This is a genomic window from Sphingomonas sandaracina, from assembly GCF_036663695.1.
Lineage (GTDB): Bacteria > Pseudomonadota > Alphaproteobacteria > Sphingomonadales > Sphingomonadaceae > Sphingomonas.
On sequence record NZ_JAXOJK010000001.1, the window covers coordinates 679,805 to 691,643 of the forward strand.

General features: G+C 64.2%; 13 protein-coding genes and 1 tRNA gene. 7 read left to right on the plus strand and 7 right to left on the minus strand.

Annotated elements, in window-relative coordinates:
• The first annotated feature begins 126 nt into the window (after window positions 1–126).
• From U1707_RS02985 to U1707_RS02995, 3 genes are read left to right on the plus strand one after another with little or no spacing between them, the layout of a single operon-like run.
• On the plus strand, window positions 127–1,851 hold the full coding sequence (locus U1707_RS02985; RefSeq protein ID WP_332798631.1) for a M1 family metallopeptidase: 1,725 nt from the start codon (window positions 127–129) through the stop codon (window positions 1,849–1,851).
• Window positions 1,848–2,165 (plus strand): hypothetical protein, encoded by a 318-nt coding sequence (locus tag U1707_RS02990; RefSeq protein ID WP_332798632.1) that lies wholly within the window; start codon window positions 1,848–1,850, stop codon window positions 2,163–2,165. The genes U1707_RS02985 and U1707_RS02990 overlap by 4 nt, the downstream gene beginning before the upstream one ends.
• Entirely contained in the window at window positions 2,162–2,548 is a 387-nt protein-coding gene (locus U1707_RS02995) for a c-type cytochrome (protein ID WP_332798633.1), read from the plus strand. The genes U1707_RS02990 and U1707_RS02995 overlap by 4 nt, the downstream gene beginning before the upstream one ends.
• Before the next feature lie 2 nt (window positions 2,549–2,550).
• Here the strand turns inward: U1707_RS02995 and U1707_RS03000 are convergent, their stop codons facing one another.
• A complete protein-coding gene (locus U1707_RS03000) occupies window positions 2,551–3,675 on the minus strand; it encodes a calcium:cation antiporter (RefSeq protein WP_332798634.1) in 1,125 nt (374 codons plus the stop codon).
• 100 nt (window positions 3,676–3,775) lie between these two features.
• On the opposite strand from U1707_RS03000, the gene U1707_RS03005 reads away from it, so the two are divergent.
• A complete protein-coding gene (locus U1707_RS03005; RefSeq protein ID WP_332798635.1) occupies window positions 3,776–4,228 on the plus strand; it encodes a hypothetical protein in 453 nt (150 codons plus the stop codon).
• Window positions 4,229–4,491: 263 nt separating this feature from the next.
• Here U1707_RS03005 and clpX read toward each other — a convergent pair whose 3' ends face one another.
• The 5 genes from clpX to U1707_RS03030 form a co-directional block, all read right to left on the minus strand.
• The gene (gene clpX, locus U1707_RS03010) at window positions 4,492–5,757 is read right to left on the minus strand and encodes an ATP-dependent Clp protease ATP-binding subunit ClpX (protein ID WP_056048170.1); all 1,266 of its coding nucleotides are present in this window, start codon (window positions 5,755–5,757) and stop codon (window positions 4,492–4,494) included.
• A 134-nt stretch (window positions 5,758–5,891) separates the two neighbouring features.
• A complete protein-coding gene (locus U1707_RS03015; protein ID WP_131585632.1) occupies window positions 5,892–6,581 on the minus strand; it encodes an ATP-dependent Clp protease proteolytic subunit in 690 nt (229 codons plus the stop codon).
• Window positions 6,582–6,792: 211 nt separating this feature from the next.
• Window positions 6,793–7,719 carry a glycosyltransferase family 2 protein gene (locus tag U1707_RS03020; RefSeq protein WP_332798636.1) on the minus strand — a complete coding sequence of 309 codons (927 nt, stop codon included), beginning with the start codon at window positions 7,717–7,719 and terminating at the stop codon, window positions 6,793–6,795.
• A 323-nt stretch (window positions 7,720–8,042) separates the two neighbouring features.
• Window positions 8,043–9,698, minus strand: coding sequence for a trigger factor (gene tig / locus U1707_RS03025; protein WP_332798637.1), 1,656 nt, complete (start codon window positions 9,696–9,698; stop codon window positions 8,043–8,045).
• A 68-nt stretch (window positions 9,699–9,766) separates the two neighbouring features.
• Window positions 9,767–9,851: transfer RNA gene (locus U1707_RS03030), tRNA-Leu, on the minus strand.
• Window positions 9,852–9,960: 109 nt separating this feature from the next.
• On the opposite strand from U1707_RS03030, the gene U1707_RS03035 reads away from it, so the two are divergent.
• Complete coding sequence (locus U1707_RS03035) at window positions 9,961–10,116, plus strand: hypothetical protein (RefSeq protein ID WP_332798638.1); 156 nt, start codon at window positions 9,961–9,963, stop codon at window positions 10,114–10,116.
• Between the two features lie 2 nt (window positions 10,117–10,118).
• Window positions 10,119–10,337, plus strand: a complete 219-nt coding sequence (locus tag U1707_RS03040) for a hypothetical protein (RefSeq protein WP_332798639.1) — start codon at window positions 10,119–10,121, stop codon at window positions 10,335–10,337.
• A gap of 14 nt (window positions 10,338–10,351) precedes the next feature.
• On the opposite strand, the gene U1707_RS03045 is transcribed toward U1707_RS03040, so the two are convergent.
• A complete protein-coding gene (locus tag U1707_RS03045) occupies window positions 10,352–10,984 on the minus strand; it encodes a hypothetical protein (RefSeq protein ID WP_332798640.1) in 633 nt (210 codons plus the stop codon).
• A gap of 250 nt (window positions 10,985–11,234) precedes the next feature.
• On the opposite strand from U1707_RS03045, the gene U1707_RS03050 reads away from it, so the two are divergent.
• Complete coding sequence (locus U1707_RS03050) at window positions 11,235–11,795, plus strand: retropepsin-like aspartic protease family protein (protein WP_332798641.1); 561 nt, start codon at window positions 11,235–11,237, stop codon at window positions 11,793–11,795.
• Window positions 11,796–11,839: the final 44 nt, after the last annotated feature.

Here is an 11,839-nt window from a genome sequence, read left to right on the forward strand (position 1 = left end):
CCTGCAAACGCAGGAGTCCAGGGTAACGGGCGGCGGCATTCGTGATCCTGGGCTCCTGCGTTCGCAGGAGAACCGAAGGTGCCGGATCACACTTGTATGCGAGCCGCCCAGGCGCAAGAACGCGGCATGATCTCGCGTTTTCTCCTTGCCGCCAGCGCCACCACGCTACTCGCCGCCGCCCCGCTTCCCAAGAAGGGCGAGCCTGCTATTACCGCACAGACGCAGCGGTCGGGCGGGGTGCTTACACCCGAGCAGGCTGCACTCCAATTCGACAGCGCGGACCTGGCGTTCGAAGTTCTGCCCGATACGGAGAGCCTGAACGGTGTGGCGACTTTGGTTTTCACCGCGAAGGCCCCCCTCACCCGCCTGCCGATCGACCTCGATCGCAATCTGCCCGTCAGCGCGATCGCGATCGACGGCGTATCGCTCCCACCCTCGGCGTGGAGCAATCCCCAGGGCCGGTTGACGATCACGCTGCCGAAGCCGGTCGCGACGGGCGGCAAGGTTACCGCGAAGATCACCTATGGCGGCACGCCGCACGTCGCGGTGAAGGCGCCGTGGGACGACGGCATGGTCTGGTCGAAGACACCCGATGGCCGAACCTGGTTCGCGACGACTGCGGAAGGCTATGGCTGCGACCTATTCTGGCCGTGCCTCGATTTCCCGACCGGCGAGCCCGGGCTGGTTACGCTGCACATCACCGTACCGAAGGGGTTGAAAGCACCTTCCAATGGCGTGCTGCTCGGCGTCGATACGTTGCCCGACGGCCGGACGACCTGGAACTGGGGCGCCAAGCATCCCAACACCTACGGCATCGCGCTGAACGTCGGGCCGTACGAGGAGATCAGCGGCACGTACAAGAGCCGTTTCGGCAACAGCATCCCGATGTATTACTGGTACCTGCCGGGCGAGAAGGTGCAGGCGGAAAAGCTCTTCGCCGAGTTCGCGCCGACGCTTGATTTCTTCGAAAGCATGATCGGCCCCTACCCGTTTGGCGACGAGAAGCTCGGCGTGGTCGAGACGCCGCACAAGGGCATGGAGCACCAGACGATCAACGCGTACGGCAACGACTACGCCAAGGCGCCGGAGGGGTTCGACTGGCTGTTCCAGCATGAGTTCGCCCATGAATGGTTCGGCAATCAGCTGACCGCCGCCAACTGGGACGATTACTGGCTGCACGAGGGCTATGGCACCTACATGCAGCCGCTCTACGGCCAGTGGCGCGAGGGGCGTGCGCGCTATGCGGCGATGATGCAGACAGAGCGTGGCTCGATCATGAACCTCAAGCCGATCACGCAGCAACGCGTCACCACCGAAGAGGAGGTGTACGAACTCGACAAGGGCGGCGCGGGGCAGGACATCTATTACAAGGGGTCCTGGATGCTCCACACGCTGCGGGGGCTGATCGGCGACAAGGCGTTCTTCGATGTCACGCGGCTCGCGGTGTACGGCCGCCCCGACCCCAAGCCGGGGAATTTCAGACCGCGGTTTGGGTCGACGAAGGAGTATGAGGGGTTTGTCCGGAAGGTGACCGGGAAGGATTATCGCTGGTTCTTCGACGTGTATCTGCGTCAGGGGGCCCTGCCCGATTTGGTCGAAACGCGGACCGGCAATACGCTTTCGCTGGCGTGGAAGGTTTCGGGTAACGGCCCCTTCCCGCTGCCGGTGCAGGTGCAGGTCGATGGGAACACCCGGACTTTGCCGATGACCGGCGGGAGGGCGAGCCTATCCGTCCCAGCGGGCGCGCATGTCGTTATCGATCCGGACGCGCGGGTCCTGCGCCGCAGTGCCGCGTTGGAGGACGTAGCCACCTGGAAAGCTGCTCAAACCGCAAAGGCCAAGCCGCAATGACCACCTCTCCCTTGTTCCCTCGCCAACGCGGGGCGCCGGAGATCACGGACACCGCCCCCGACACCGCGCTTCCGGTTTCGCGGAAAGGCGGACCTTGGGGATCGCGCGCGGCGGAGATGGCGGCGATCTTCATGGTCGGGGACGGTTTGATCGGCCTCCTCCAGCCGCGTCGTCACGTCGACCTCTGGAAGGACGATGCGCTCGGGACGGAAAAGCTCGTAAAGGCGTTCGTCGACCGCCCCGGTCGGCGGCGCCTTTACGCGGTGATGCAGATCGCGGCCGGCCTGGCCTTGGCGGCGCGTCAAAAACCGTGAGCCTGCCGCGGTGGCCCCTGCTGGCACTCGCGCTCGCCGGTTGCGGATCAAGTCCCGAGGCCGGCCCGACCGATCAGATCGCGCATGGCGAGCGCGTCTTCCGCCGGTGCACCGCATGCCACACGATCGGGCGGAATGCGGGCGATACCGACGGTCCGAACCTCTACGGCGTAATGGGCGGTCCGATCGGCGAGCGACGCACGCGCTTCTCCTACACCGCCGGATTGAAGGCGCTCGGCGGCACGTGGGACGCAAAGCGCATGGATGCGTGGCTGACCAATCCACGGCGGATGGTTCCCGGCACGACGATGGCCTTTGCAGGCCTTACCGATCCGAAGGACCGCGCCGCCGTCATCGCCTATCTGTCGACGCAGGGTCCGTGAACCTACGGCACGACCGTCGTGAACAGATATGCCGCGAAGATCACGAGATGGACGACGCCCTGCAACACAGTCGTCCGTCCGGTGCCGAGCGACAGGGTGGCGACGAACAACGACAGCGCGAGCAGCGTCATGCCTTTCGCATCGATGCCAAGCGCGATCGGCAGGTCGAGCACCAGCGACACGATCGCGACGCTCGGGATCGTCAACCCGATCGTCGCCATTGCAGAACCCAGCGCAAGGTTGAGGCTGGTCTGCAACCGGTTGCGCTGAGCGGACTTGTAGGCGGCCAGGCTTTCGGGCGCGAGCACGAGCGCGGCGATCACGACACCCACGACGGTCAGCGGCAGGCCCGCCTCGATCACCGCCGCCTCGATCGTCGGCGACAGCGTCTTGGCCAGCAGCACCACCGATACGAGCGCAACCAACAGCGCGGCGAAGGCGATCCCCGTTGCGCGGCTCGATGGCGGTGCGGCGTGATCGTCCTTGTCGTCGGTCGAGGGCAGGAAATAATCGCGGTGGCGCACCGTCTGCACCAGCACGAACGTCCCATAGAGGATCAGCGACACGACCGCGACGAACATTAGTTGCGACGGCGCATAGGTCGGCCCCACCGTCGACGAGGTGTAGTTCGGCAGGATCAGCGACAGCACCGCCATCGCCGCGAGCACGCCGAGCGCGGCGGTCATGCCCTTCAGCGTGAAGCGTTGCTCGTGATGCCGCACCGCGCCCGCGAGCAGGCAGATACCGATGATGAAGTTGAGGATGATCATGATCGCCGCGAACACCGTGTCGCGGGCGAGCGTGGTGGCGTCGCCGGCGTTGGAGAGCATGAGCGAGACGATCAACGAGACTTCGATCACGGTGACGGCGATGGCGAGCACGAGCGTACCGAACGGCTCGCCGACCTTGTGCGCGATGACCTCGGCGTGATGCACGGCGGCGAGCACGCTGCCGATCAGCACGATTACGGCGGCGGCGGTGCCGATCGTGCCCATCTTGGCCAAGCCGGCCAGAACGGCGACGAGCCCGAGACCCGGCGCGATCAGAGTCCAGATCGGGAGCGCCAGGCGGTCCGGCATCGTGTCCACCACGTCTTCATTGGGTCGTTCGGCCACTTCGATCGTCATGCATGCTCCCTCGTTCCACTTGGATAACGAATGCGTGAGGGCCGGTAAGGGTCCGAGCCGGGGCGATTGCGGGGCGGTAGGGATCGAGTAGGTTGCGCCGATGCTAACTTCAGATCTTGGCGAAACGCTGACTATGGTGGCGGAGGCGATGCGTCACGCGCGTGATCCGTGGTGGGTGATTTCGAGCGCGGCATTGGCCCTTCACGGAGTCGGGCCGATTGAGGTTGGCGATGTCGATGTGGTATCGAGCGTCGGCGATGCGTGGCGGCTGATGGATGCGCTCGGCATCGCACCGGTCGAGGATGGCGCGAGTTCGCTATTTCGGTCGACGCTGTTCGGGCGATGGGAAACGCCGCCCTTGGTCGTCGAGATCATGGCGGGGTTTCACGTCGCGACGGGCGCGGGATGGACGGAGGTGTTGCCTCGGACGCGCGTGCCGGTTCTGATTGAGGGGTGCGCCGTCTATGTGCCTGACCGTGCCGAGTTGGCGGCGATGCTGAGACTGTTCGGGCGACCGAAGGATTTGGAGCGGGTTCGGCTTCTGACCTTGTAGATTAGTACCGCAGCCGTCCTTACCCTTTCCATGTGGAAGTCCCTCACCTCTCACGTTGGGAAAGGGGAGACGCCGGCTGCCCTACCCTCCCCCGTCATCCTGACGAAAGTCAGGACCCAGGGTAACGAACGCAGGCCCTCATGGCTCTGGATCCTGACTTTCGTCAGGATGACACGAGGGGTTTGTGAGCGAGTTTCACCCCAAAACAAAAAGGGCGCCGATCGCTCGACGCCCTCTTCCGCATTTCACGACCGAACTACGATTTAGGCAGCGTCGCCGGTCTTCTTCTTCTCGGCGTAGACGCGGATCGGTTCCTTGCGGCCTTCGATCACGTCCTTGTCGATCATCACCTCATCGACGCCGTCCATGCCGGGCAGGTCGAACATGGTATCGAGCAGGATGCTCTCCAGGATCGAGCGAAGCCCGCGGGCGCCGGTCTTGCGTTCGATGCCCTTCTTGGCGACCGAGACCAGCGCGTCGTCGGTGAAGCCGAGCGCGACGTCCTCCATCTCAAACAACTTCTGGTACTGCTTGACCAGCGCGTTCTTCGGCTCCTTCAGGATCTTTACCAGCGCGTCGACGTCGAGATCCTCGAGCGTCGCGATCACCGGCAGACGGCCGACGAACTCGGGGATAAGCCCGAACTTCAGCAGATCCTCGGGCTCGACCGACTTCAGCGTCTCGCCCGTCTTGCGCTCGTCCGGCCCGGCGACATAGGCGCCGAAACCGATCGACTTGCCCTGAAGGCGATCACCGATGATCTTCTCGAGGCCCGAGAACGCACCGCCGCAGATGAACAGGATGTTGGTCGTATCCACCTGCAGGAATTCCTGCTGCGGATGCTTCCGACCACCCTGCGGAGGAACCGACGCCGTCGTCCCCTCCATCAGCTTCAGCAGAGCCTGCTGCACGCCTTCGCCCGACACGTCGCGCGTGATCGATGGATTCTCAGCCTTGCGCGAGATCTTGTCGATTTCGTCGATATAGACGATCCCGCGCTGCGCCCGCTCGACGTTATAGTCAGACGCCTGGAGCAGCTTGAGGATGATGTTCTCGACATCCTCGCCAACATACCCCGCTTCGGTCAACGTCGTCGCATCGGCCATCGTGAACGGCACGTCGAGGATGCGGGCGAGCGTCTGCGCAAGCAGAGTCTTGCCGCACCCGGTCGGCCCGACGAGCAGGATGTTCGACTTGGACAGTTCGACATCGGCACCCTTGGCGCCGTGGTTGAGCCGCTTGTAGTGATTGTGCACCGCCACAGAAAGCACGCGCTTGGCGCGCTTCTGGCCGATCACATAATCGTCGAGGACGTCGCAGATCTCCTGCGGAGTCGGCACGCCACCATCCTTCTTGGACACCAACGCCGACTTCGTCTCCTCACGGATGATGTCGTTGCATAGCTCGACGCACTCGTCGCAGATGAAGACCGTCGGCCCGGCGATCAACTTGCGGACCTCGTGCTGCGACTTGCCGCAGAACGAGCAATAGAGGGTGCTCTTCGAGTCGCCACCGCTCAGCTTCGTCATTCAATCACCTCTCGTGCATGTCGGTGCACGTGCCGTTTCCGGGGCCGCTACCGTAACGCACCCCGGAGTTCCTACAATCAAATAAACCGGCGGGTGTTACGATTCACCCCATGTCGGCGTCGGTTGAGCAGGGATCAAGCGGATGTCGCCGCATCATCCGCAGGCGCCGGACGCTTGTCGAACACCTCGTCGACCAGTCCGAAATCCTTAGCCTCGTTCGCTTCGAGGAACGTATCGCGGTCCATCCGGCGCTCGATCTCTTCGATCGGCTGGCCGGTATACTGCGAATACAGCTCGTTCATGCGCTTGCGGATGCGCAGGATCTCGCGCGCCTGGATCTCGATATCGCTGGCCATGCCCTGTGCACCACCCGATGGCTGATGGATCATGATGCGTGCGTTGGTCATCGCGACGCGCATGCCGGGCTCGCCGCTCGCGAGCAGGAAGCTGCCCATCGATGCGGCCTGGCCGATGCACACCGTGCCGACGCGCGGACGGATGTACCGCATCGTGTCGTGGATCGCCATGCCCGCCGTGACGACGCCGCCCGGCGAGTTGATGTACATGAAGATATCCTTCTTCGGGTTCTCGGACTCGAGGAAGAGCAGCTGTGCGGTGATCAGCGAGGCCATGCCGTCCTCGACGCCGCCGGTCACGAAGATGATGCGTTCGCGGAGCAGGCGCGAGAAGATGTCGAACGAACGCTCGCCGCGGTTCGACTGCTCGATGACGATGGGAACCAGGCCTGCTTGCGTCTGCTGCAGGCCGAGCCCGGCGCTGGCCAACGGGCTCGCGAAATCGCCGGTCTCGAACGGATTGTGCATGGAAATCTCTCTTATGCCCCAGTGAACCGCTAACATCGGCGGTCCGAGAGGGGAGTTCAAGCCCTGCTAAGCCCTCGCCCCTCCGGGGAGAGGGAGGGGCCCGCACGCACTTGCGGGTGGGAGGGTGAGGGGCGTTGGGATCCGCCAACCGCCCCTCACCCTCCCGTCGCCAACGGGCTCCTCCTTCCCTCTCCCCGTGGGGGCGAGGAAGTTAGATGCCTGGGGCGGGGTAAGCCAGGTAAGCGAGGCGGCGGACTTCGCGGCGGCCTCTTACTACCGTGTCAAGGATCAGGCCGGTGAAGACGTTGAGCGCTGCGAAGATGCCGAGGCCGGTGATCAGGATCGCGGTCGGGAAGCGCGGGACCTGGTGGATCTCGATGTAGGTGAGCACCAGCGGGATGCCGAGAATCAGCGCGAGCAATCCGAACACGCTGCCGATCGCGCCGAAGAACCAGAGCGGACGCTCGATCCGGTAGAGCGTCATGATCGTGCGGAGGATGCGCCAGCCGTCGCCGTAGGTGCTGAGCTTCGATTCGGACCCCTCGGGACGCGCATAATAGGGCGTCTCGACCTCACCGATCGGCATCTTGAGTTCGAGCGCGTGGACGCTGATCTCGGTCTCGATCTCGAACCCGGCCGAGAGCGACGGAAAGCTTTTCACAAACCGGCGCGAGAACACGCGGTAGCCCGAGAGGATGTCGGTGAAGCTGCGGCCGAACAGGCGGGCGAGCATGCCGGTGAGAAGTGCGTTGCCGAAGCGGTGACCGCGGCGATAGCTTTCCTGGACCTGGCTGATCCGCGAGCCGACGACCATGTCGAGTTGCTCGTCCAGGACGCGGGCGACCAATTTCGGGGCGGACGCGGCATCGTAGGTCGCATCGCCATCGGCCATGACATAGATATCGGCGTCGATGTCGGCGAACATGCGGCGTACGACGGCGCCCTTCCCCTGGATGCGCTCGGTCCGCACCACCGCACCGGCGTCGCGCGCGACGTCGACCGTGCGGTCCGCGCTGTTGTTGTCATAGACGTAGATCGTGGCGCCGGGCAGCGCATCGCGGAACCCCGCGATCGTTTGAGCGATCGCGGCTTCCTCGTTGTAGCACGGGAGCAGGACGGCAATTCTCGGTTCGGTCATGACCCTCCCCCGCGAAGTTGGAGACGGTATCGAAGGTCGAGTAGCGGGCGAAACTTCAGTCACCGAACCATCCCAAAACGCACTTCCCCGGCGGAGGCCGGGGCCCAGTTAGGGAAGGTCCATAACGGAGCTTTGCGCACCGTTACAGCTACCTTTCCAACTGGACCCCGGCCTCCGCCGGGGAGGTGGTAAAATCTCATACCGGTCCCACCCACTCCGTCACCCCGGACCTGTACCGGGGTCCACCGTTCCGCCCGCTCATCGGCTTGAGAGCGTGCGGAACGGTGGATGCCGGAACGAGCCCGGCATGACGGAGGGGAAGCTTACGCCTCGGTCTTGGTCGGAGCCTTCTTCGCGCGCGGCTTCTTCACCGGTGCGTCGGCGGCGTCGGTGCCCTCTGCGTTCTCGGCAGCAACCGGCGACGATTCCGTCACGGCGGTCTCCGCTTCGACCGGAGCGGCCTTCTTCTTGGCAGGCGCCTTCTTCGCAGGCTTGGCCTCGTCCGCTGCGTCCGAAGCAGGTGCCTCGTCCGTCACGACGTCATCCGAAGCGACCTCGTCCGAAGCTGGCTTGGCCTTCTTGGCAGCGGCCTTCTTCTTTGGCTTGTGATTGTCGTGATCATGCGTGTGCGTGCCGCTGGCGAACCCGTCCTCGCTCTCGATCGCGGCCTCAAGCTCCTCGCGCGTCGCTTCGCGGTCGGTGATCTCGGCTTTCTCGAACAGGAAGTCGACGACCTTGTCCTCGTACAGCGGCGCACGCAGCTGAGCTGCCGCCATCGGCTCCTGCTGGATGTACTGCATGAACTGCTGGCGCTGCTCCGCGGGATACTGCTGCGCTGCCTGGGCGAGGAGACGCTGCATTTCCTGGTTCGAAACCTCGACGCCGTTCGCCTGTCCGATTTCGGACAGGAGCAGACCCAGACGCACGCGACGCTCGGCGATCTTGCGGTAATCGTCGCGCTCGCCTTCCATCTCGGCCATCGCCGCCTCGGGATCGGCCTCGTGCGTGGCTTCGTGCTGAAGCTGCGACCAAATCTGGTTGAACTCGGCTTCGACCATCGACGGCGGAACCTCGAAGTCGTGACCCTCGGCGAGCTGATCGAGCAGCTTGCGCTTCATATGCGTGCGCGTGAGACCGTTATGCTCCTGCTCGACCTGGCTCTTGAGCAGGCCCGTGAGCTGCTCCAAGCTCTCGAGACCCAGCGACTTCGCCAGATCCTCGTCGATCGCGCTCTCGCCTGCGGTCTTCACCGACTTGACGGTGATGTCGAACGTCGCCGGCTGGCCTGCGAGCGACTTCTCCTGATACTCCTCGGGGAAGGTCACGTTCAGGACCTTGTCGTCGCCGGTCTTCACGCCGACGAGCTGATCCTCGAAGCCGGGGATGAGACGACCCGAACCGAGCTCAACGCCCATGTCGGTGCCGGTGCCGCCCTCGAACGCGACGCCGTCGGCAGTCTTGCCGACGAAATCGACGGTGACGAGATCGCCCATCGCCGCGACATAATCGTCGGCTGCGTCATCCCACTTCTTCTGCTGGTCCGCGAACTTCTGGAGCTGCTCGGTGACCGCCTCGTCGGCGACGGGCACGGTAAGGCGCTCGAGCTTCAGGCTGTCGATCGCCGGTGCCGGGACCTGCGGGAGGACCTCCATCTCGACCTTGACCACGGCGTCCTTGCCAAGGTCATAGCCGTCTTCCAGCTCGACCGAAGGCTGCATCGCGGGGCGAAGCTGCTTCTCGGCAACGAGCGTCTGGACGCCCTCCTGGATCGCCGCGTTCAGCGCGTCCTGGGTCAGGGCCGGGCCGTGCATCTTACGGATGAGGTTGGCCGGCACCTTGCCCGGACGGAAGCCCGGCATCTTCATCTGCGGCGCGAGGCGCTTCAGCTCGACATCGACCTTGGCATCGATATCCTTCGCGGTGATGGTGAGCGTAAAGGCGCGCTTGAGGCCCTCGTTCAACGTCTCGACAGTCTGCATGTCCGGCCTTTGTTATAAGAGCATTCGGGATAATTTCTTCGGGCGGTCGCCTCGCCTACGCGGCGGGCTGGTGCGGGCGAAGGGACTCGAACCCCCACATCTTGCGATACTTGGACCTAAACCAAGCGCGTCTACCAGTTCCGCCACGCCCGCACAGGACATCGCCGTAGCGGGCGCGTCTATACCAACGAAGCATGCGGGGGCAAGCACATAGGCAACTCCGCATGATTACGCGCGTTAAGCACCGAGAAGGAGAGACATCATGGCTACCCAACCCCCGGCAGAGTTCCCGACTCCGACGCAGCCCGTCGAGCCGACCGCGCCACCGCCCGAGTTCAATCCGCCAGCACCGGACATCGACGTGCCTGCTCCGGGTGCACCGTCGAACGATCCCGCGCCCGTTCAGCCGGAGTTTTGAGCGTGAGCGATCCACATTCCGGTACGAACCCCGAAACGCTCCCCGAGGACCGTGACGAGGACACCCGTAGCGATATCGAACAGGCAGTGGAGTCCCGCTCCGACGCAGCCGAGCGCGGCGAAGGCGGTGACGAACCCGAGACGTTCACCGACAGCGGTCTGCACGACGGCGTCGGTGGGACCGGTGGTGTCGTGAAGAACCAGGACGCCGACGCGCAATAGGCGGGAAATCCTCGTCAGAAGTTCGGCAAATGGCGGTCGCTGCGATAGGCATCGACCGCCATCAGCAATCCGGCGATCTCCGCCGTCGAGAGCGATAGGCTACGTTCCTGACCGTCGCGCGCCAGAACCTTGAAGCGCCAACGCGTGTTCGTTTCAGGGGAATACAGCGCTGCATTAGCCTTCAACAGCGCCGCTTCAACGGCAAACCCGATGGTTTCCGACCGTGGGCATGGAAGGCTCCGTGAGCAGGCCCCCCGCAGGCGCACTATGCGCCGGGTCGGTATCGATCGGGGCCCGGTAGGCGCGGCGTAGTTCGCCACCCTCCAATCCGCCCACCCATAGCCGCGATACCGCATCGTGGCGTAGACTTGGTAGGCAGCTCGTCCCGTCTTCTTGTCGATGAAGGCACGGAGAAAGACGTCATCGGGTGCCAGTCCCAGCAGCGGCCTTCGCTCGACAAACCCGTCCGCGGTGGTGACCGTCGCGATCGTGTCCAGATCGTCGTCGTGAAGCGTGGCGAGAGCCTGAAATTGCGCAGGGGTCATGGCCGCTAGGCGCCGTGCGTCGCCGGACACGTGCGTCGCGGCAGACGTCTGCCTAGAGGCGAGCAACAGGAACGCGACCGTCATTGCCAATCTGATCGCCATGTATCGATCCCCCGGGTGCAGTGGAGCCGGTCCGAGGGAGGCGCGCAATCCAGGGGAACCACAATCCGAACGGTTTCGGATCGGTCCCTTCGGTAGCTTCAGTTCTCCCCTACCCGGTCAGCACCGATACAGGTTGTAGCGATTACGCTAAGACATTGCTTTCACAACTTTTCAGGACCCGCCGATCTTTACGTTTCCCACCCCCGACCAACCACACACGCTCTACGTTGCGCTTGGCATTGCCGTCGTCGTGCTGGTGGTCGCGCAGCGCATTCCGATCGTGCGCACGCTCGTGAATATCGGCATGACGCTCGTGCTGGTCGGCTTGCTGTTCGTCGCGGTCGACCAGCGTCGGCAGTTCGATCCCTATGTCGGCAAGATCGCGCGGTTTCTGAAGATCGAGGACCAGCAGGTGGTCGGCGGCGAAGTCCGCATTCGCATGTCGCCGGATGGGCACTTCTGGGCGCGGGCGACCATCGACGGAGTAAGCCAGCGGCTGCTGATCGACAGCGGTGCGACGATCACCGCGATTTCGGAGCAGACTGCGGAGGATGCGGGGATCCAGGCGCGGGTCGGGGTGGTGCCGATCGTCTTGCAGACCGCCAATGGGTCTATCGCGGCGAAGACGGGGACGATCGCGGATTTGCGCCTCGGCGCGATCGTCGCGCGCGATTTGCAGGTGGTGGTGTCGCCGGCGTTCGGGGATACCAACGTGCTGGGGATGAACTTCCTGTCGCGGCTGGCATCGTGGCGCGTGGAGGAGAACACGCTGATTTTGGTGCCGCATCATCCGCAGAAGGTGGATGCGTAAGGCTGCTCCGCCCAGCCCTCGCTTTCAACCCGACCCAACCTCAC